This window comes from Streptomyces sp. NPDC048424 (assembly GCF_040651555.1).
Classification (GTDB): domain Bacteria; phylum Actinomycetota; class Actinomycetes; order Streptomycetales; family Streptomycetaceae; genus Streptomyces.
Map to the genome: position 1 here is coordinate 158,774 of NZ_JBEZKE010000018.1, position 20,424 is coordinate 179,197.

The window sequence follows — 20,424 nt, forward strand, 5'->3', positions numbered from 1 at the left end:
AATCCGACGTGCGGACCCGGTGGTGGGGCCGGGGATTCAGTAACGTGATGCGCCTGTGAACGCGGTTCACGCGCAGGGTGCTTCGTCGGGAGGCGGACATGCGGGGCGGAACGGTTGCGGTGGTCGGCGGGAGCATCGCAGGCTGCGCGGTCGCCACGGCGGTGGCGCGGGCGGGTGCCGGCGAGGTCGTGGTGCTGGAGCGCACGCGCGGGCGGCTCGAGGACCGGGGCGTGGGCCTGTGCATCCACAACGAGCGGGCCGTGGAGCTCGGTGCGAGCGGGGCGCTGCCCGCGGGGATCGCGGCGCACCGGCTGGAGCGGCGCCGCTGGGTGGTGCGGGACGACACCTCGGGGCCGGGCGGGAGGGTGGTGTGGGAGCAGCCGTTCCCCTTCCACTCCTACCACTGGGGTCTGCTGTGGCGCGGGCTCCGGGAGTCGGTCCCGGACTCGGTGGTTTACCGGCAGGGGGTGGCGGTGACGGGCGTCGGCGCGGCCGGGACGGCAGGCGCCGAGGTGCGGCTCGCGGGCGGCTCCGTCGAGCGGTACGACCTGGTCGTCGGCGCCGACGGGTACCGGTCGGTGGTGCGCGAGGCGCTCTGCCCGCGGTCCCGGCCGCACTACGCCGGGTACGTGTGCTGGCGCGGGAACGTCGACGCGGCGCGGCTGACCGGCCTCGGCAGCGATGCCGACTCGCTGCCGGAGGCGGTGACCACGGTCTGTTTCGCGGGCGGCACCTGCGTGATCTACCGCATCCCGGGACCGGACGGGCCGCGGGTGAACTGGGTGCTCTACGCCCCTCCGCCGCAGGACGGCCGGCTGCGCTTCGACGATCCGACGAGCTTCCCGCCGGGCGCGCTGACGCCCGAACTCGTGGAGCACCTGGGCGCGTTGCTCGACCGGGAGTTCCCGCCGTACTGGGGTCGGGCGCTCGCGCTGACTCCCCCGGCGGACACCTTCGTGCAGCCCATCTACGACCTGGAGACCTCCCCCACCGCCGCGGGCCGGCTGCTGCTCGCGGGCGACGCGGCCACCGTCGTACGCCCGCACAACACGAGCGGCGCCGCCAAGGCCCTGCAGGACGCCACTGCCCTCGCCGACGGGTGGCGCCGCGCCGGGTCCTTCGAGGAGCTGCTGCACGGCTACGAGGAGTCCCGCGGCGCCGCCGGACGGGAACTGGTCGCGCTGGCCCGCCGGCTGGGCCGGGCCCAGGTCGAGGAGACCCCGGCCTGGGCGGCCATGGACGGCGGCGGGATGGCGGCGTGGTGGCAGGGCCAGCTGGCCGGGGCCCCGGGCATCGGGGGCCAGGCGCTGGCTCCGTAGACCCGGCCCGCCACCACCCACCGGCCGGTCGGCGCTACCCGGCTACCGGCCGTTGATCACGGTGTTACTGGTGATCGTGCCGTCCGCGCCGGCGACGGTGACCGCGTGGCGGACGCCGTCCGGTCCGAGGACCACGGCCAGCCAGGCGCTGCCGCCGCCGTCCTGCGCGATCACGCGCAGGCTCTCCACCTTCCCGCCCGTCACGGCCGCGGCGGCCTTGTCGGCCGCATCGCCGATGGCCAGCGAGGGCAGGGGCGCCGGGGCGGCCTTGTGCGGTCCCCCCTTCCCACCGGGGGCACCGGGAACTCCGGGTGCGTCCGGTGCGCCGGGGCCGAAGGGCTCCGCGCGCCGCTCGGACACCTCCGGACCGCCGCGGCCGCCCTTGCGCTCGTGGGGCGGTTCGACGCCCTGCGGGCCGTGCTTGAACCCGCCCTTCCCGCCGGGCTCGGCCCACACGAGTCGCGGCCCCCGGTCTCCGGGCCCGTCGTGGCGTTCGGCCACGGCGACCGCCGCCACTCCCCCGCCGACGACCACCACGGCCGCGCCCGCCGCCACCCAGCGGGCGGTCTTGGTACGCGGCACCAGGCGGCCCAGAGCCGCTCGCTTGCGGGCTCCGGCCTCCGGCGCGGTCTCGGGCTGCTCGGACGGCGGCGGGACAGAATCAGACATACAGGCACTCCTCAGAACAACCGGGCACCGCGCCCGGCTCGTTCCCGAGCATGCTGAGCGCATGCTGAAGCCCCGCTGAAGCCACCTGAAGACCTCTTCAGCGTGCGGTGGGCCGGGCCTGAGATCCTGTCCGGCATGCGCGTACTGGTGGTGGAGGACGAACGACGGCTGGCCGTGGCCCTGCAGCGGGGGCTCCAGTCGGAAGGGTTCTCGGTGGACGTGGCCCACGACGGGCCCCAGGGCCTGTGGATGGCCACCGAGCACGATTACGACCTGATCGTGCTCGACATCATGCTGCCCGGGCTCAACGGCTACCGGGTCTGCTCGAAGCTGCGCGCCGCCGGCAACGAGTCGGGGATCCTGATGCTCACGGCGAAGGACGGCGAGTACGACGAGGCGGAGGCCCTGGACACCGGCGCCGACGACTTCCTGTCCAAGCCGTTCTCCTACCTCGTCCTGGTCGCCCGGCTGCGCGCGCTCGGGCGGCGTACGGGCCGCCGGCGCCCGCAGGTGATGCGCTTCGGCGACCTGGCGCTCGACCCGGCCCGGCACTCCTGTTCCCGTGGCGCCACGGAGATCCGGCTGACCGCACGGGAGTTCGCGGTGCTGGAGTACCTGGCCCGGCGCTCCGGCGAGGTGGTGCCCAAACGGGACATATTGGAGCAGGTGTGGGACAGCGCCTTCGACGGCGATCCCAACGTCGTCGAGGTCCACGTCAGCGCCGTGCGCCGCAAGATCGACGCCCCGTTCGGGCGGGCCGCGCTGGAGACCGTACGCGGAGCCGGGTACCGGCTGGCGGTCGACGGTGGCTGAGCGTCCCGGCGCGGGCGCTCGCCCGCTTCCCCGCCCCCGTACGCTTCCCCGTCTCCGGCACCGGGCGGGCGGCGCCCTGCGGGCGGTGCCGGGCGCGGCCCTGAGGCGTTGGCCGGCGCTGCGACGGCTGTGGCCCACCACCGTACGGGCCCGGGCCACCGTGGGCGCCAGTGTGGTGGTGGCCGCGGCGCTGTCGCTCGCCTCGTTCGCCCTGCTCGGGCTGCTCGAAACCAACCTGCTGCGCAACGCGGAGAACGACGCCCGGCGGCAGGCGGACACGGTGGCCCAGCTCGCCGCCGCCGGAAAGCTGGGGCGCGTCCGCGCGCCCGCCCGAGGCGTCGAGTTCGTCCAGGTGGTGAGCGCCGACGGGCGGGTGCTGTTCGCCAGCCCGAACCTGCTCGACGTGCCCCCGCTCCCGCCGGCCGTCCCCGGGCTGCCGGGGGCCCGCGTCCACACCTGGAAGGTCCGACCGTTCGGCGGCGAACACCGTCAGCGGGTCGTCCAGGTCATCACGGACACCCCGGACGGGCCGGCCACCGTCTACGCCGGCGCTTCGCTGCGGGAGGCGGACGCGGCCGACGACACCACGACCGCCGCCCTCGTCATCGGCATGCCCCTGCTGCTGGCCATGGTCGCCCTGGTGACGTGGAGGGTCACCGGTCATGCGCTGAGGCCGGTGGAGGAGATCCGCGCCGAGGTCGCCGCGATCTCCGACCGCGACCTGCACCGCAGGGTGCCGGTCCCGGCCACCCACGACGAGGTCGCCCGGCTGGCGGAGACCATGAACGCCACCCTGGACCGGCTGGAGGCATCCGGCATCCGCCAGCGGCAGTTCATCGCCGACGCCTCCCACGAACTGCGCAGCCCCATCACCGTCCTGCGCACGCAGCTGGAAGTGGCCCTGGCCGTCCGGGACCCCGAGCTGTGGCCCGAGCTGATCGGCGGCGCCCTGGAGGACATCGAACGGCTCCAGCACCTCGCGGCCGATCTGCTGCTGCTCGCGCGCATCGACGCGGCGCAGCCGGTGGCGGCCGTCCCGCTGGACCTGACCGCCTTGGTGCGCGAGGTGGTGGACGGCCGCCTCGGCGACCGGGTTCCCGTACGGACGGACCTCGAAGCTGACGTCGAGGTCACCGCGAGCGCGCTGTGGCTCGGCCGGGTGGTCACCAATCTCGTCGACAACGCGCAGCGCTACGCCGACCGCAGCGTGCACGTCACCCTGCGCACCACCGCACGCGGCGCGGTGCTGGAGGTCGTCGACGACGGCCCCGGCATCCCCGCGGCGGACCGGGAGCGGGTCTTCGAGCGCTTCACCCGGCTCGACGACTCGCGCAGCCGCGACCACGGCGGGGCGGGGCTGGGGCTGGCGATCGCGCGTGACCTGAGTGCCCACCACGGCGGAACCCTGACGGCCGAGGACTCCGCGCGGGGGGCACGGCTGGTGCTGCGGCTGCCGGTGACCCGTCAGCTCTGACGCACCCGCTGTCGGGGTGGCCAGAACCCGGCGGGTGGCCCCCCTGCGGCGGACGTCCTCCCACTGGGCGTTCCGTTCACCAGCGGCCCGGCTCAGACTCCGGAGGAGACCTCGGCCCGCTCGTCGGACCCCGCGCCCTTCGCCTCGGCCGCCGCCAGCCTGCGGTTGCGCCGGACCGAGGAGAAGAAGGACGAGGCGATCAGGACGACGCCGACGAGGCCCGTGATGACCTCGTGGATCTCGTACTGGATGGTGACGAGCAGGATCACGGCGAGGGCGCCGATCGCGTAGTGCGCGCCGTGCTCCAGGTAGACGTAGTCGTCGAGGGTGCCCTGGCGGACCAGGTAGACCGTCAGCGAACGGACGTACATCGCGCCGATGCCGAGGCCGAGCGACATCAGGACGATGTCGTTGGTGATCGCGAAGGCGGCGATGACGCCGTCGAAGGAGAAGGACGCGTCCAGGACCTCAAGGTAGAGGAACAGGAAGAACGCGGCCTTGCCGGCCATCACGATCGCCGGGACCTTCGTGCCGCTCGTCCTGGCCGCTTCCTCGGCCTCGTGCTCGCGCTCCTCCTCTTCCTCGAGCTTGTTCTCGAAGTAACCGGAGAGACCGCCGACGACCAGGTAGGTGATCAAGCCGGCGATGCCGGCGATCAGGACGGTCTGCGCCTTGTCCGCGTGGACGCCGCCGTACTGGTGAGCGTGAGTGGCGAAGGTCATCGCGGAAACGAGCAGCACGATGAGCGCGATGCAGACGGAGAGCATGTCGATCTTGCCGAGCTTGGCGAGCGGGCGCTCCAGCCACGCGAGCCACTTGAAGTCGCGGTCCTCGAAGACGAAGTCAAGGAAGATCATCAGGAGGAACATGCCTCCGAAGGCAGCGATCGACGGGTGGGCGTCGGTCACCAGTTGCTGGTACTTGTCCTTGTCGTCCAGCGCGAGCTGTACCGCCTCGATCGGACCGATCTTGGCACTGACGGCGACGATCACGACGGGGAAGACCAGGCGCATCCCGAAGACCGCGATCAGGACACCGACGGTGAGGAAGATCTTCTGCCAGAAGGCATTCATCTTCTTCAGGATCCCGGCGTTGACCACGGCGTTGTCGAAGGACACCGAGATTTCGAGGATGGACAGGATCGCCACGATCCCGAAGCCTGCCCACCCCCCGTATAACACCGCCGCTATCAGGCCGAGCGCGGTGACCGCGAACGACCAGCCGAACGTTTTCAGAAGCACTGGCTACCCAATCGTCGTGTACGGGGCTCCCCCGCGCCGCACATGGCTTTACTAAACATTGACCTGAAGTCTAGATCGGCGCCCCGCAGCCCGGACACATCTCCCCGAGCCAGTCGTTCCCCGCACGCCACCCCACCCCCGATCCACACATCCTCAACGGCACCGGCACCGCCACCTGGTGGACCGCAGACGTCGAACCCGTCGGCGCCAGCCACTGCCGCGGCCACGTCGTCCGGGTCACCCCGGTAAATCAGCTGCCAGGCCGGGGCAGCCGCGACCAGTACGGTCGCCGGTGGCGCTGCCCGGGGTTTGCGGCAGACAGAGCCAGTAGGATTTCGTCCGGCAGCGCCACGGACAGTGGCCCGGCGGTAGGTCGACGTGGAAGGGCGCAATGGAATTCTTGCGCGAGAACGGCCACCGGCTGCTGCTGAGTTCTGTCGGGCTCCTCGCCATGGCGCTATCCGTCGCGCTCGCGGTGCGGACTTACAGGCGGTGGCTGTTCGTCCGCAAGACGTTCAACGAAGGGCTACCTGCCGAGGGCAGGGTGTTGGACGCCTACGTGCTACCGGGAGACCAGGGCCGGGCAGGCCTCCAGCACGCCATCGTGGGCTTCCGTGCGGCCGACGGGCGCGAGTACCGCCTCGACATCGACACCGACCGGCGACGGCCACTGGGCGCGCAGATGCGACTCCGCTATCTCCCGTCCAACCCGGAACGAGCAGTCCTCGTCGAAGCGGGCCGGGGCACCGCGCGCACGGTGATCACCCTCTTGTTCCTGGTGGGCCTCGGGCTGGTCGGCGTCTTCCTCACGGTGCTGACCACACTCTGACGGCGAGCCATTTCTTGCTTCGCAAGCACGCAACCAGCAGAGGAGAGGTTCCGGCTGGCGCTACCCGTATGACTCCCTGCCAGGGTTCCCGAGAGCGGCGGCCAGGAGGAGCAGAGCCGACGGCCAGAACGCGGCCATCCCTGAGAAGAGGGCGCAGAACCCCCACGCGAGGAGGGTGATACCGATGACCGTGCAGGCAAGGGAGAAGGCCCGCTGATGGTGCTGGAGGAGCAGGGGGACGGCAGTTGCCACGGCGGCCATGACGGTCGGCCGGAGGAAGTCGTTGGCGAGCGGCACGCGTACGGCGGCCAGCAACGCCACTGCAGCGAGGACCCGTTGAATCCAGTGGGCTCTTTCCATGCCGCTATTGAACACGTTCGATTGAACGTGTTCAATAGCGGCGTGTTCCTGGGGGTGCCACAAGGGTCGGCCGAGCGGTGCCTCGAGCTGTCCCGGCTTCCAGGGCTGGTTCCTCACCTCGCCGCCGTTGCCGCTGGAAACGGCCGCCGAGCCGGCCATCAGCGGCGACTACACCCGGGCGGTGCCGGAGAGGGCCGTGTCGGGCGGCCCCTTCACCAGCGAACGGCGGCGAAGTCGACCGGGCGAGGCTGCAGCTGCCGAGTGCGCTCTGCCAGTCCTCGCACCCGCCGGGACATCTCGTCCGCGGGCAGGCAGCGGCGATCGCCGTGGCCCGGCAGCACCCATTCGAACCGGAGCCGTCCGGCCGTCCTCGCCAGTGAGTTGGCCAGTTCCTCAATGGAGTACCAGGTCACACTGTCCGCGACTTCCAAATCGCCGGTGGTGCGTGACCAGTAGAAGCTGTCCCCGCTGAAGCAGTACCGGTCATCTGCGAGGTAGAGCACGCTGCCCTGAGTGTGGCCGGGCAGCGGGTGTGCGGTGACCCCCTCACTGATCTCCAGGGGTTCGAGACCCCGGATCACCTGGTCCGCGTCTGGCGCCGCATCGAGGTCGCCCTCGTGGATCCACAGCCGGGCGCCGAAATGGTCCGCGTAGCGGCGGCCGTGTGCAGCGTGGTCGCGGTGGGTGAGCAGCACATCGGTGATCGGGCCCACTGCTGCGTAGCGTTCGGCGAGTTCCCGACTCCAGCGCGGTGTGTCGATCATCATGACCGTGCGGGATGGCCGCAGAAGCAAGTAGGAATTGGCCCCGGCAGTGTGCTTCGAGTTGTGCCCGCACAGGAGTACGCCGCTGTCCAAAGCCATCGGAAAGGGGTCGAGTCGCTGGTCCGGTTGACCGGAGAAGGGGCGGATCGAGCGGGTGGGGCAGGCGAAGACGGCTGCGTGTAAGTCCCGCGTTTCCTTTTCATCGCGCGGCGGGCGCAGGATCTTGGACCTGCCTTCAGCCTCGCCGATCAGGTCGGGCGCGAGCTGTCGTGCGACATCGCAGTTGAAGCAGCGCTCATCCACGTACCAGCCGTCCACGGCAAGTGTCCTTCCCAGGGGGCAACGACCCCGATCGGGGCCGCCTTTCAGGGATACCCCACCCCCGACCGGAACCGGTAGGCCCTGCCTACCTTGTGGTTCCGGTCCCGACGCGTTCTCCCGACCCGGTCGATTTGAGGGTCATGTCGGCCGTGCGACGAGGACCTGCAAAGACGCTCCGCACCCACATGCGCCACGCGCGCAGCACGCTGCTGCGTCACCTTCGACGTCACCCCGGCCGAGGGCCGGGTCCGGCTGGAGCTCGCCGTGGACCAGGCGCACGAGACGGTCCTGAACGCTCTCGCCGCCCGCACCGCTGCCGCCAGAAGGGCGCGGTGAGTACGGGCCTGCGCAGCGGGCAGGTCGCGGAGGCGGCCGGGGCGAACGCGCAGACGCTGCCCTACTACGAGCGGCGCGGCCTGCTGGCCGCGCCGGCACGTAGCAACGCCGCCCACCGCCTGTACGGCGAGGACACGGTGACCGCACTGCGGATGTAGTGGGCCGGCTGCCCGCCCTTGCCGCCTTCTGGCCGTGCTCGCCGCCGGTTCCTGGCGGCTCGGCCGGGCGCCGCCACTCAGGCCCCTGCTCGTGCGCCTCGGGCCGGTCCACGCCCTGCCAGAGCCTCGCCTGCAAAGTCCCAGCGGCCGGTCCGGGGTGCAAGGGGCGTCCCGGACCGGCCGCGACGGTACGGGCAGACGGTGTCTGGTCGTCCAAGGCGCTGATGGCGGTGGTCGGGATGGGTGCCGACCGTTTCGGACGCGCCGGCTGCGTTGACGTCGTCGTACCAACCCTGGCAGTAGGCCACCAAGTCTCCGCTGGGCGCGGTCACCAAGGTGGTTTGGGGCGGCCCGGTGGTACTGCTGCGCCCAGAGCGCTCTGGGCACCGGGCCTCACCCGTGCAGGCCATTTCGATGCGGGCTACCCGCACCCCGGCCGGCATCCGGCCGGAGCGGCGAGCCTTCGCCGAGCCGGGCCTTGACCACGATCCCCTCGACACGGGAGACGTCGGTCCGGCAAACGTGCGAGCCAATCTGCCGGGTTGACGTCCGGCCCGCGTTGCGATGAGTGCGGGCTCCGCCGCCGGTCTACCCTTCAGACCCATCGCCCCGAAGGAGCGGCAGATGACCCATGCGATGACTCTCGACCTCGGACCACAAACCCGGATCGTGGCTCGTCTCGCGGCCGGCGTCCCGGACGCCCGGCTCGACGATCCGACGCCCTGCCCCGAGTACGCGGTCAGCCACATGCTGAACCACCTCACAGGCCTCGCGGTCGCTTTCCGCGACGCCGCCCGCAAGGATCTCGGCCCCACGACCGACACGGCCCCCGACCCCACCGCGTCCGCCCTGCCCTCCGGATGGCGCGAGGAACTGCCCCGGGTCCTCGGCGAGCTGGCCGAGGCCTGGAGGGATCCTGCCGCCTGGACCGGCATGACCCGCGCAGGTGGCGTGGACCTGCCCGGCGAAATCGCTGGTGCGGTCGCTGTCGACGAACTGGTGATCCACGGCTGGGACCTGGCCCGGGCCACCGGCCAGGAGTACACACCCGATCAAGCCGCGCTAGGCGCCTCGCACGCGTTCCTCCTGGCGGCCGCCGAGGACGAGAGCCGCGGCGGCGGCATCTTCGGCGCCGTCGTGCCCGTACCGGACGACGCCCCGCTGCTGGCCCGGGCAGTCGGGCTGAGCGGGCGCGATCCGGATTGGACACCTCCGACGTCCGCGTGATGCAGGCCGTCGGCTGTCCATCGAGGGTGGGCAGGCCGGCCGAGGTGGCCCGCACGCTCCGGCCGCGGGGATCGGCGCGGCCGTCCTTGAGGATCCCGCGGTCCCTCACTCACCAGACCTGCGCCTATCGCCACGCCCGGCATCACGGTGCACCGCGCCCACGCTCAGCAGGGCGGCGGCGCGGGCCCGGGTCACCAGGATCTTCGCGGCGGGGACCACCGGGGCGGCAGGCGGAAGTATCCCTGACCCGGCGGCAGATGGGCCCGTGGCCGCCGGAGATCCGCCTGTCACCAGCAGAACGGGACCCCACCGGTGCGATGCACCGGCCGGCACCTGGGCGCGCGAGGAAAACGGCGCGGACAGCGATAGCAGGCGCGTCCGCGCCGGCTGGTCCGGATGCCGCGACGGTGACAACCTGCTTGCCCTGCGCCTTGCCGTCTTGGAGGGAAGAGTGTGGACACCGCTACGTACGGGGCCGTGGCCGGCGCGAGCGTCTGAGGACGTCGGGGCAAACGTGGGTCTCGGGCGGAAGGCGGGCTATTGGACGCTCCACCGGGGCGGGTGGGCAGGGTCGGCCGGGCAGCCGAAGACGTTCAGTTCGCCCCAGCGCCCGACGATGACCTTCGTCGGCATGCCCTCCTTGCGTTCCCTGGCCGACGGCCCGTCCTCAACCGGGATCCAGCTGTACGTGCCGCCGTCCCACTCAGAGCTGTCGACGGTGAGGACGAGCGCCATCGCCTGTCCGCAGGAGGCGCAGTCCATCGGGTACGGGTCGGTCACGTGCCAGGACGCAAAGCCTCCGATCCTCCAGCCCGGAGGGATCGAGAGGTCGTACTGGTAGCAGGGGCGGGCACCGCGCTGCAGCCCTGGCGGGCTCTCCCAGTCCGTGATGGCAGTGTTCAGTTCTGTCGGAAGCAGACCCACGTACTGGTACGTGGTCACTTGCTCGGGGTGGAGTACGCAGGGCTCGGGCACGTATTCGTCGTACCCGACCACCTCGGGCTCGGGCTGCCGGGTGATCGGATCCGTCACCTCGTGCGAGCGCTGCCACCGCAGGTCCACGTGCATTCCGTAGCCGGTCTCACCGTGGCGGTCGAAGGGGCACCAGAACAGCTGGAGGAGGTCACAGCCGTCCGGGCCGGCCGGGAGATCGGGGATGTCCCTGCGATGGAACTGGGCCACGCCGAGCAGGGGGATCGGCTCGGTGTCCTCCAGTCCCGCCACCTCGTACTCGTCCTGGAGCGCGCCGAGCAGCTCCTGCTTCTCCTCGCCGGCCGGTTTGCCGCCACCACGCAGCCAGAACTCGCCGAGGAAGCGCTCGAGCCGGATGTCCTGCGGACGCCGCCCCCGGTCACGCGGGTGCGGGTGTGTACACACCGGCCACGGTGTGTCCGCGGGCCAGAGCAGCGGGCCGCCCACATGGCTGTCCGTCACGGACGGCTCGCCCGGCCGCGGATGGAGCCGGGTGGTCGTGCCGCGGTGAGCGGCCAGAGCGGGAAAGAGGACTTCCGGGTCGAACGGACGCGGCGGTGTAGTGCGAGCCATGGCCACGACCCTACGGGCCGAGCCAACTCCTCGCCGGATCTGGTCGGGTCGGGTCGGGCCTCATTCTCGTTTCTGATGCCCCAGCCCAGTCCGGCGGTCAGGCCGTGCGGGCGAACCAGGTCCGTGTCTCCTCTTCGGTCAGGACGCGGGCCAGCTCGGCTGAGCCCGGGAGGTGAGGGAAGAACCGGTCAGCGTTCCAGCTGCGCTGGTATGCCGGATCGTCGAGCACGAGCAGGCGGCGTCCCTCCACCACGGGGATGTCGTCGGGCAGCCCCTCGTTCCAGATCCGCTCGCCGTCCGGGGCGAGGAGTTCGAAGGCCCCTGTCGCGATGACCTGGGTACGTCCCTGGGCGGGCTCGGGGTCCGTGGCAAGGCGGACGCTCTCCGCTGAAGGCCTGGTGCCGGGGACGTATCCGCCGCCGACGAGGACGTGGGCGAGCAGTGTGTGCAACTGGAAGTTGTCCCCGATGCCGCCGATGCGCACCTCGAACCCGGTTCCGGTGGGCCGGTGGAGCACCACGAGGGGTTCGTCGTCCAGAACTGCCAGCGCGTAGGCCAGGCATTTGAGGTCGTGCCGCTCCAGGGCCGCCAGGGCGTGGCAGGTGGGAAGGATGGCGGGTGCGTGCCGGCGGCGCACCTCGGCGCTGCGGCACAGTACGGCCAGCGCGGGCGGCTGCCACTCTTCCGCCGCGCACCAGGCCAGCGCCAGCCGCGTGGCCTCGTGCACGTCGCCGCCCAGGCGTGCCAGCAGGGCGTCGTCGATGATGTTCTCGTCCGGCTCCGGCAGTTCGTCCTGGGCTGCCCCTGTGGCGTTCCAGCGGCGGGCGAACTCGAGAGCGTCGAGCAAGTCCTGGTGGACGCCGCCGAGGATCGGCTCGGCGCAGGCCACCGGATCCGCCCCGCGCTCGACGCAGAATCCGGCCGCCATCGCCAGCATCGGCCGCGGGCCGGTGGGCGGGAAGGCGGGGAGCAGGGCCGCCAACCGGGGCCCTGCCAGAACACGTTCGGGGTCCGACGCCGACTGCACACTGTTCATCACGGTGGTGAAGGCACGCTCGGTGCGGTCGCCATCACGAGTGGCGACTGCCTCCTCCAGCTCGGACACAGCGGCGGTGAGGCCCGCAGCCTTCCGCTTCCTCTTGAATATCACCGGCACACCCTAGGCCGTGCCCCGTACGGCGTCATCGGGCCCCCACCGTTCGATCCTCTCGGACGGGCCCGGCAAACGCCGGGTCGGTCCGTCGGTCCGTCGGCACGTCGGCACGTCCACGTCCCGGCCACTGCTGTTCACGGCGGCCTCCGGCGGACTGGTGATCGCCCCCCGCCCGTGCTCCCGTTCCCCCGCGACACCCCGCCGGGCCGGCTCGGCGTACCACGCCCAGGCCTCGGTGCCTGCGGTGCCGGCCGGCAGTCGGCACGGAACGGGGCTACACCGCCGCGATGACCGGCCCCTGCGCGGCCCTGGCGTGCTGCATCGCCGTGAGCCTGCGCACGAAGAGCACCGCGAGGAAGGCCGCCACGATGTCGAGAACGTCACCGACCAGCATCGTCGTGGCCGCGTCGCGCACACCGTCAGGGCTCTGGGCACGGCCGTAGGACATGCCCCCGTACCACCCCAGGACCTTGGACAGGACGAACACGCCCCACCAGAGGTTGACCAGGGTCAACGGGAACCGCCGGTATCCCCCGTCGGCCCCGAGGGGCGTACTCGACCCCCACGTGGTCACGGCGATCCGGTACGGCAGCCAGAGGTTGCCGAACGGTACGAACCAGGCACCGATCGCCCAGCCCGGCGCGAGCTTGTCCGCGCCGGGCGCGAAGACTTCGGCGTTCGTGCGCACCCGGTGGAACCACACGATGAAGACGATGCCCGTCACGATCATGGCGTTGCCCTGGACCGTGCCGACCAGACCGGTCAGTCTCTGGCCTCGGTCGAGCTCGGCATCGCTGACCGTGGCGGGATCCGCGAGAAGCCGCTCCATGAGCGTGCGCATGTTCCAGTCGGCGTACACGGCGTACGCGGCGAGCCCGATGACCAGCGAAAACAGTACAGCCAGGGCGATGGCCAGGCCCACGGGCGCACGGAGCCGTTCGCCCTGCACGCCGGCCGCGACGGACGGGGACGGGGATGAGGTCGGGGCCGGGGATGAGGTCGGGGCCGGTGGGCCGGCCGGAGCTGCGGACATGCGGAAGAACCCCCACGGGTACAGGACATGAAAAGGGCGCGCCGGACTTGGGCGGCCAGGCAGGAACCTACGTCAGCCGACCCGTCCACGTCACGCCCGTTTCCCCAGGTCAGGCAGGACGGCCGCGGTACGGGCGCCCGGGGAGGACGGACCTGGACGTTCGAGGGCGCCGACGGGACAGAGGAAGCCGCCGAAAACGGCGATGGGACCACGAGTTCTGACCCTCAGGCCGGGGCGCAGCGCGATGTGCCGCGGGGCCGGTGCGGGGCGGTGCGCGGCGGTGCGCGGCGGCCCCTGTCGTAACGGCCGACGCGGTCTGGTCGGCCGCGGTGACCGGCGCGGTATCTGCTCGGTGTCGGTACTCGTCCAGCAGTCCTCGTGCCGCCCGGGCCTCCGCCACGAGGGTCCTCATCCAAGGAGACCGGGTGCCGTGTCGGACGCGGGTCCTCGAGGACCGGCAGGAGCAGCGCGCTCGCCAGCGGCTCGTCGTCGTCGCCCTCCGGGTCCCATGTGATGCCGTACTCCTGCGCCAGGCCGGCCAACAGCCGGGTGTACGCGGCCGTCGAGCCGGGCCATGGATCGACGCCGACCCGCTGCCACTGCTGCCCGCCGGGCCCCTCCAGCACCGCTCGGCGATGTGCCATCGGGAGCGTCTGGCCATCATCGAGGCAGGTGCCAAGCACCAGTTGGAGGCCCAGGCGAGGTCCGACGACACTCGGGCAGCAATCACCGGGCCCCACATACGACTTCAGGTCCTGCCCGCCCCAGCTGGCCGGGCCCCAGGAGGCCGCAGACGCAACGTACGCGCTGCGCAAGGCCATCTACAGGGCCGAGCTGGATACCCTGCGGCATGAGACCAAGGAGGCATTCGTCGCCTTCATCGCCGCGGCCGCCACGGGCTGCTGAGCCCCGACAGCCACTGACTGGTGGCGACCACTGCCGGCATCCTGGCCGTGCGGTCGTGCCGTTCCCAAACCCCCTACAACTCGGAGGTGCTGAAGATGGTCAATGTTGTGCTGCAGCTGTCAGCACGTGATTTGGTGCATGCGGACCTGGCGTCGTGCGGGTGGGCGGGGTCCGACCACCACTTGGCCGGCGTCGCCCGGCAGTTGGAACGTGCGCGCGCTGGTGAGGTCGACTACCTGGCGGTCTGCCCTGGGACGGACATCCCTGTGGCGAAGGGCGGCGTCGACTACCAGGTCAAGGAGGGCGTCGGCACGTTGTGGCAGCTGGCGGTCCACCCCGCATTGCAGTCGTATGGGATCGGCACGTTCCTTGTCGAAGCCGCAGAACTGCGGATCAGGAACCGCGGTCTGCGGCAAGCCGAGCTGGCCGTGGAGGAAAGCAACCCCCGGGCGCGTGCGCTCTACCAGCGACTGGGCTATGTCGCGTACGACCGCCGGCCGGACTCGTGGGACGAACAAGCCCCTGATGGATCGTTGCGCCGCTACGAAACGATGTGCACGTTGATGCGGAAGGAACTCCCGTAGGCTCAGCCCCGGCCGCCACCCTCCAAGGTCGTCGGCAGCCGTGGCCAGGCTCCTCCTCGGATCCGACCGTGTGGGAAGGCTTATCCGACGACGAGAGGGTGAGGGACTACCTGCGGACGTAGGACCATGAGCGAGCCTTCCAAGGTCGCCACCATGGCAAAGGGGAACCTGTCGACCTCAAGACAGAGCGCAACGTCGTCAGGATGGACTCCTTGACGCACACCCTCCGCCAGCTCGGCAGCGGCGCGCGACTCGGCAGCGCGGCGCAGGAACTCAGCTGCATCCGTCGCAGCCTCGGTGGCCCTCCGGGCGATGTATTGAGCGCACGCCAGATCTTCATCGGCCTGCCCGTCTTCGCCAGTGACCACGAACGTGACGCTGTCACTCTTGCGCGCCCGCAAGAGCCGAGCCGTTGCCTCCGCCACCACGAAGCCGGCGCACAGCACCAGCGACGCCTCCTTGACCGCAAGGGCGCCGACCGTTCCCGCCGTGGTCTTCTGCACGACGGTCCTTCCGCCGAGGTCAACGGACCGCAGCAGGCCCGGCGAGTTGACCAGGTCGAACCCGGGCGCGGGCGGACCGTCTTTGAGCGCCACCCAATCCGGGTGGCGGCCCTTGAGCGCCAGGGCTTCGTCCAGTGACTCGGCAAGAACGATCTTTTCTGCCCCCTGGGCAAAGGCCCAGGCGGCCACGGTGAAAGCACGCATGACGTCGACTACGACCGCCACAGACGGGGCTTCAAACAGATCGGCTATGCCGAGGAATCGAGTCTCCATTCCGGTCATGATCGCGCATGCCCGACCCGAGGCACCCGGAGTCGAAGACGAATGACCGGAAACATCAAGCGAAACAGCCCCATGAGACAGCGGCGGGGAGGTGGACGGTGAGACGGTGGACGCGGCCGTTGTCGGTGGTGCCGACGGCTGCGGTGTAGCCGACGCGGGTCTGGGTCGTTCCCGGGCGCCGGACCGGCGCTTGCGACGACCAGGCGGGAGCCCGTGTCGATGGCCGCGCGGTCACGTCCCGGGACCAGGCGCCGTCCACGACCCTCAAGCACTCGGCATCGGCGACGAGCCTGAGCGACGCCGGCTCCAGTGCGAGCGACGGCCGCAGCCCCCGGATCACCCGGCGGACCGTGGCCGGACGCACGCCGCCGGGCCGTCTCAGGCCAGGACGTTCACGGCCCTGGCGACGACGAGTCCGAGGATCATGAGCGAAAGGATGGACTGGACGGTCATGACGCTCTTGGCCCAGGGCGCGAGTGGCATGACGTCGGTGGGGCTCAGCGCGGTGGAATTGGTGAACCCGAGGTAGAGGTAGTCGATGTAGTGGGGGCGCCAGTGCGGGGCGTTCAGTTCGGGGCTGAGCTGTTGGGGAAAGGCGAGCGCCGGAGTGGGGGGCATGTGGTGGGCCCGTGCGGCCGGCCCGCCGCTGTCGAGTTCGAAGTACAGGAGGGAGAAGGCGAGAACGGTGGAGGCCCAGACGCTGCCGCCGGCCAGCAGGAGGGCGTTGGCGGAGTTGGTCTCGTGCCCGCCGTGGATGAGATCGTCGATCAGCTGGACGGTCGACCAGATGGCGCTCACCACGAGCACGCCGACCAGGGCGATCGCCACTGAGCGCAGGACAGTGGAGCGGCGGCTGATCCGGCCGGGGTCTCCCGAGATCAGCGCCACCAGCAGGAGGGCTTCGGCGAGGGGAAGCGCCCATCGGGGCCCAAGACGCAGGTCGTCGGGCAGAAGCAGGGTGAGGACCGCAGAGGCGATGACCGCTGCGGCCATCGGCCAGCGGCTCTCGGTGTGGACAGCGGATCTCGGCCCCGGCTCGCGCGGGCTCGTACGGTCCGTTTCGGAGGGGTTCTGTCCAGTCACAGCCGACTGCTTCCCGGGCCCGGTGGCAGCTCAGATCGCATGTGCCGTCGAGGTCGTACGGCGTAGGGCGTCGCGCGTGGCGTCAGTCGCCCTTGATGTCGGCTTCATGTCCGCTCCTCGCAGATGAAGGCGTACGGGGCGGCTGCCCCGACGGCCTCGACGACCGCGCCCGGCACGCTCGCCCGGGATGACGAGGCGCTCGACCTCTGATCCACCGTAAACCGGGGTGATCAAGGCCCTCGGCCGACACGCTCCGCATTCACACGCCCGCCGAAGCGGCAGGCCGACAGGACACGGCGACGAGTCGCACGATCAGTCGGCGGCTCCGCCCGCTGCAGACCCCGCCTTCTCTCCTACGGCCCTCACCCCATCGCACGCGACACCGGCGGAGGCAGCACTCGCACCACTCCGACCAACAAGGCGGAACCTGTGCTGCGTGCCGCTGCCCGTCCTGCGCGGTCAGGAGCGGGACCAGGGCCTTGGAGCGGGTGGTCCTAAGCGCGGTGGCCACCGCTTTGGCGGACAGGTCGGAGTCGCGCAGCGCGGCCGACCGTCTCCCGGGCGATTTGGGCGGCGATCCGATCCATCCAGCACACCGGCGGCCCACGGCGCGTCCTCAGCCGTGGCGGCCACGGTGGCATCGCGGATGACGGACAGGTACGCGGTCCAGTCCGCGAGCGGCCCGGTGAGGTCGACGTCCGCTTCGTACAGGGGCTGGTCGCCGATCGTGCCCCCGTCCCGGCGGGACTGAACCGGGCTGCGCCATCCACACGCGCACACCGCCCGGAAGGCCTCGGCGCGCGAGCTAGGGGGCCGGCCGTAGGCCGACCAGGGCGTGGTCGACGGCACGTCCGAACCGCTCCCGACGTCGAAGTAACAGGGCCCAGCTCACGGCCGCCGAGGACACCACCCGCCGCGCCCGCGTGCGCATCCCCGAAGTCGACAGTCGATTTACTGTAAGCGCTGGTCATCGAACCGGTACGTGTTCCCGCCAGCTGGCGCGTGGCGCTGTTCGACGGCCGCGTCCTCCTGCGGGTCTGCAGGCGCGACAGCCTGTCGCGCAGGGCGCTCACGTCACCAGGTGCAGCGACGTTTCCGCGATGCCCAGCCGTACGCTCTGGCCCCAGGTCAGCTCCAGGGCGTCGCTCTCCATGCCATCGCCGAAGACCACGATCCGGTCCGACTCCACGGTCAGCTGCAACCCCTGCCCCTGCCCCAGCTCACCGGCGACCTTCGTCGTTCCTGTCGTGGGGGACGGCCAGGCCTCGCGTACGAACCACAGGAGCCGCCGATCGCACGGTGCGGGCAGCCCTGCGCGGCCGCCGCGCTCCAGCCACAGGGAACGCAGCCAGCCGGTGGCGCCCGTGCCGGTGCCCACCAGCACCCCGGAGGATGCCTGGGCCTCGCCCGGGCCCTTCTCGCCGTCGGAGCCCAGGCGGTAGCGGGCCGTCTGGTGGCCGGGCGAGCCCAGGTAGATCTCGTTCAGCGCGAGAAGGCGCTGGGTGTCGTCGGCAACGGCCTCGACCATGGTCAGCTCCTCCGCCCGGCCCCCGGCGGCGGTCGCCGCACGCAGCAGGGCGGCCGCGTCGGCGCAGCGGTGACGTACCAGGACCCCCGGGTTGCGCCCCGGGTCGGTGTCGATGCCCACCACCGGCTGCCCGCGCAGGTACTTCGCGGTGTTGGCGACCAGGCCGTCCTGGCCGACCACGACCACCACGTCCTCCGGGGCGAACAGGAAGCGGTCCAGGTCCGCCCGCTCCACGCGGGAACTGCGCCAGGTGAGCGGCACCGCCGCCGCCACCTCCCGCAGCGCCTGCCGCGTGCGCTCGTGGCGGCGGACCACCTCGTCGATCGACCGTCCCCGGCTGGAGAGGAAGAACGCGGCCTGCCCGTGCGTCCCGTGCCGCGCGAGGAGCTCCTCGTACTCGGTCCTGCGGTGCACGATCACCGCCCGTGGGGCCAGGCTCACGCGCCCGCGCCGCCTTCCGGACGTCCGAGGCTGGTGCCGGCTTCCGGACGTCCGAGCCTGGTGAGGAGCCCGGTGAGGACGTCAGGAGAGAGCGTGATGCTCTCGATCCGCGGCAGGTTCTCCGCCAGCCGGGTCGCCGCCAGGGCGTGCAGCGTGCCCGGGCGGGCTTCGTCGTGCACGCGCAGCCAGGCAGCCTGAGCTTCGGCGCGCGCCGCGCCCGTCTCGCGTGCCGCCTCGGCGTCCGCGCGGGCCAGGCGGACCTTGCGGGCCGCCTCGGTCTCGGTCCGGATTCCGTCCGCCGCCGCCTGCTCCTCGGCCTCGCGGCGGGTGTTGGTGCCGCGCTGGTCGATCAGCTGCTCTTCGCGTCGCGCCAGTTCGATCTGACTGGCCAGCTCGTTCTCGGCGATGGCACGCTCACGCTCGACGGCGACGGCCCGCCGTTCGTAGGTGGCCCGGTCCGCCTCCTGCTGGATCTGCTCGCGGGCCGGGGTGCGCAGGGCGCGCTCCACCTCGGCCTCGGGGCGGATCGCCACGACCCGCACGGCCACCACATCGATGCCGGTGGCCGGGAGCCTGGGCTCGGCGGCGAGACCCGCGGCGACGCTCCCCCGCACGGAGGCGACGCCGTCCACCAGGGCCACGGCCAGCGGTGTTCGGGCCAGTACGTCGAGCGTGTGCTGCTGCGCGGTCTCGGTGAGGAGGGTGGCGATCTGTTCCAAGGGTGCGCCGCGCCAGCTCCCGGTGTCCGGGTCGACGGAGAAGTCGAGGCGGTCGGCGGCTTCGGCCGGGTTGCTGATCCGGTAGGTGACGGTGGCCTGCACGGCGACGTCCTGGAAGTCGGACGTACGGGCGTGGAACGCCATGGCCAGCTCCCGGTCGTCGACCGGCACTTCGGAAAGCGCCGCCGACAGCGAGCGGTACCAGAAACTGAGCCCCCGCCCGTCGTGCACGAGTCGGCCGCGCTTGTGGTGGCGGATGTGGGCAGTGTGCGCGGAGCGCAGATGACGCCAGCCGAAGCGCCGGGTGATGTCAGCCATGGCGAACCCCCTTCATTTCGTCAATGCGACGATAACGAGACGCGCCCATATCGTCAAGAGGACGAAAAGAAGCCGGACGAGCTCTGGGAGCACCCACCGACCCGCGGTCGTCCTCCTCGAGGACCTGACCCCCGGGTTGCCGACGGCGTGGACGTCGAGATCGACGTGACGTGGCACGACGGGGTGACCGCCGTCGATCGCGGGGAGAACCTGGAGAGGATCGGTTGCCCCTTGTGTCAGGCGGCCATCGACACGGAGTGGTGGGGCGACCTCCTTGAGGCTCACTGCGACGACGGGTTCACCACGCTCGCCGTCGAGGTCCCTTGCTGTGGAGGATCGACCACTTTGGACGTGCTGGACTACGACTGGCCATGCGGTTTCGCCCGTTTCGAGATCGCCGTCTGGAACCCCGAACGCCTTTGGTTCAGCGAGGACGAACTGACGGCCCTGGGGGACCGACTGGGCCATCCGGTGAAACAGATCCGAGCCCACATCTGAACGTCCGCAACTAAGGGCTGTCCCGTAAAGCTGACGGGGTCGCCGCGACTCGGACCTTGCGCCTGTGGCAGCCTGCCGTCATGCCAGCCGATCTGCGAGAGCATGCAGGGCGTCACTACGCCATCCAGTTTCACTACGCCCTGCCCGACGATGCCTGGGCTGTGGAGCTGAGCGAGGCTGTGCCGGCTCCAGCCGCGTGGGCCGAGGACCCCAGCGAGAGGTACTGGCCTGGAGCCGCCTTCTTGGTGGCGTTTGTCCCTGACGAGGATCCGGATGCGGAACCGACCGTCCACATCCACAGTCATGATGAGCACGTCATC

At 71.2% G+C, this 20,424-nt stretch carries 20 protein-coding genes; 9 read left to right on the forward strand and 11 right to left on the reverse strand.

Annotation, left to right across the window (positions count from 1 at the left end):
• Positions 1-98: 98 nt before the first annotated feature.
• Positions 99-1,319 carry an FAD-dependent monooxygenase gene (locus AB0D29_RS25120; protein WP_362857209.1) on the forward strand — a complete coding sequence of 407 codons (1,221 nt, stop codon included), beginning with the start codon at positions 99-101 and terminating at the stop codon, positions 1,317-1,319.
• 42 nt (positions 1,320-1,361) lie between these two features.
• Here AB0D29_RS25120 and AB0D29_RS25125 read toward each other — a convergent pair whose 3' ends face one another.
• Positions 1,362-1,988, reverse strand: a complete 627-nt coding sequence (locus tag AB0D29_RS25125) for a hypothetical protein (protein WP_362857211.1) — start codon at positions 1,986-1,988, stop codon at positions 1,362-1,364.
• A gap of 135 nt (positions 1,989-2,123) precedes the next feature.
• Between AB0D29_RS25125 and AB0D29_RS25130 the strand changes: the two genes are divergently transcribed.
• Positions 2,124-2,801, forward strand: a complete 678-nt coding sequence (locus tag AB0D29_RS25130; protein WP_362857213.1) for a response regulator transcription factor — start codon at positions 2,124-2,126, stop codon at positions 2,799-2,801.
• A gap of 118 nt (positions 2,802-2,919) precedes the next feature.
• Positions 2,920-4,275 carry an ATP-binding protein gene (locus tag AB0D29_RS25135; RefSeq protein ID WP_362857249.1) on the forward strand — a complete coding sequence of 452 codons (1,356 nt, stop codon included), beginning with the start codon at positions 2,920-2,922 and terminating at the stop codon, positions 4,273-4,275.
• A gap of 92 nt (positions 4,276-4,367) precedes the next feature.
• Here the strand turns inward: AB0D29_RS25135 and AB0D29_RS25140 are convergent, their stop codons facing one another.
• Positions 4,368-5,516 (reverse strand): DUF475 domain-containing protein, encoded by a 1,149-nt coding sequence (locus tag AB0D29_RS25140; protein WP_362857214.1) that lies wholly within the window; start codon positions 5,514-5,516, stop codon positions 4,368-4,370.
• A gap of 391 nt (positions 5,517-5,907) precedes the next feature.
• Between AB0D29_RS25140 and AB0D29_RS25145 the strand changes: the two genes are divergently transcribed.
• A complete protein-coding gene (locus AB0D29_RS25145; protein WP_362857215.1) occupies positions 5,908-6,345 on the forward strand; it encodes a DUF3592 domain-containing protein in 438 nt (145 codons plus the stop codon).
• A gap of 60 nt (positions 6,346-6,405) precedes the next feature.
• Here AB0D29_RS25145 and AB0D29_RS25150 read toward each other — a convergent pair whose 3' ends face one another.
• Together AB0D29_RS25150 and AB0D29_RS25155 are read right to left on the reverse strand one after the other, a co-directional pair.
• Positions 6,406-6,864 carry a hypothetical protein gene (locus AB0D29_RS25150; RefSeq protein ID WP_362857217.1) on the reverse strand — a complete coding sequence of 153 codons (459 nt, stop codon included), beginning with the start codon at positions 6,862-6,864 and terminating at the stop codon, positions 6,406-6,408.
• Positions 6,865-6,917: 53 nt separating this feature from the next.
• A complete protein-coding gene (locus AB0D29_RS25155; protein ID WP_362857218.1) occupies positions 6,918-7,787 on the reverse strand; it encodes an MBL fold metallo-hydrolase in 870 nt (289 codons plus the stop codon).
• A gap of 335 nt (positions 7,788-8,122) precedes the next feature.
• Between AB0D29_RS25155 and AB0D29_RS25160 the strand changes: the two genes are divergently transcribed.
• The gene (locus AB0D29_RS25160; protein ID WP_362857220.1) at positions 8,123-8,284 is read left to right on the forward strand and encodes a MerR family DNA-binding transcriptional regulator; all 162 of its coding nucleotides are present in this window, start codon (positions 8,123-8,125) and stop codon (positions 8,282-8,284) included.
• A gap of 624 nt (positions 8,285-8,908) precedes the next feature.
• Positions 8,909-9,511, forward strand: a complete 603-nt coding sequence (locus AB0D29_RS25165) for a TIGR03086 family metal-binding protein (protein ID WP_362857221.1) — start codon at positions 8,909-8,911, stop codon at positions 9,509-9,511.
• A 537-nt stretch (positions 9,512-10,048) separates the two neighbouring features.
• Here the strand turns inward: AB0D29_RS25165 and AB0D29_RS25170 are convergent.
• From AB0D29_RS25170 to AB0D29_RS25180, 3 genes are all read right to left on the reverse strand, one after another.
• Positions 10,049-11,056: a hypothetical protein gene (locus tag AB0D29_RS25170; RefSeq protein WP_362857222.1), complete on the reverse strand. Its 1,008-nt coding sequence runs from the start codon at positions 11,054-11,056 to the stop codon at positions 10,049-10,051.
• A 97-nt stretch (positions 11,057-11,153) separates the two neighbouring features.
• On the reverse strand, positions 11,154-12,206 hold the full coding sequence (locus tag AB0D29_RS25175) for a hypothetical protein (RefSeq protein ID WP_362857224.1): 1,053 nt from the start codon (positions 12,204-12,206) through the stop codon (positions 11,154-11,156).
• A 277-nt stretch (positions 12,207-12,483) separates the two neighbouring features.
• Complete coding sequence (locus AB0D29_RS25180) at positions 12,484-13,131, reverse strand: DUF4328 domain-containing protein (protein ID WP_362857225.1); 648 nt, start codon at positions 13,129-13,131, stop codon at positions 12,484-12,486.
• 1,112 nt (positions 13,132-14,243) lie between these two features.
• On the opposite strand from AB0D29_RS25180, the gene AB0D29_RS25185 reads away from it, so the two are divergent.
• The gene (locus AB0D29_RS25185; RefSeq protein WP_362857251.1) at positions 14,244-14,732 is read left to right on the forward strand and encodes an N-acetyltransferase; all 489 of its coding nucleotides are present in this window, start codon (positions 14,244-14,246) and stop codon (positions 14,730-14,732) included.
• A gap of 80 nt (positions 14,733-14,812) precedes the next feature.
• On the opposite strand, the gene AB0D29_RS25190 is transcribed toward AB0D29_RS25185, so the two are convergent.
• From AB0D29_RS25190 to AB0D29_RS25205, 4 genes are all read right to left on the reverse strand, one after another.
• Positions 14,813-15,508 carry a 2-phosphosulfolactate phosphatase gene (locus AB0D29_RS25190; protein ID WP_362857227.1) on the reverse strand — a complete coding sequence of 232 codons (696 nt, stop codon included), beginning with the start codon at positions 15,506-15,508 and terminating at the stop codon, positions 14,813-14,815.
• Between the two features lie 387 nt (positions 15,509-15,895).
• Positions 15,896-16,510 carry a hypothetical protein gene (locus tag AB0D29_RS25195; protein WP_362857229.1) on the reverse strand — a complete coding sequence of 205 codons (615 nt, stop codon included), beginning with the start codon at positions 16,508-16,510 and terminating at the stop codon, positions 15,896-15,898.
• 1,159 nt (positions 16,511-17,669) lie between these two features.
• Entirely contained in the window at positions 17,670-18,569 is a 900-nt protein-coding gene (locus tag AB0D29_RS25200) for a hypothetical protein (protein WP_362857230.1), read from the reverse strand.
• Positions 18,566-19,606: an SPFH domain-containing protein gene (locus AB0D29_RS25205; protein ID WP_362857231.1), complete on the reverse strand. Its 1,041-nt coding sequence runs from the start codon at positions 19,604-19,606 to the stop codon at positions 18,566-18,568. Before AB0D29_RS25205 ends, AB0D29_RS25200 begins: the two co-directional genes overlap by 4 nt.
• Before the next feature lie 147 nt (positions 19,607-19,753).
• On the opposite strand from AB0D29_RS25205, the gene AB0D29_RS25210 reads away from it, so the two are divergent.
• Complete coding sequence (locus AB0D29_RS25210) at positions 19,754-20,104, forward strand: hypothetical protein (RefSeq protein WP_362857232.1); 351 nt, start codon at positions 19,754-19,756, stop codon at positions 20,102-20,104.
• Positions 20,105-20,184: 80 nt separating this feature from the next.
• A partial coding sequence (locus AB0D29_RS25215) for a hypothetical protein (RefSeq protein ID WP_362857233.1) occupies positions 20,185-20,424 on the forward strand: 240 nt, incomplete at its 3' end.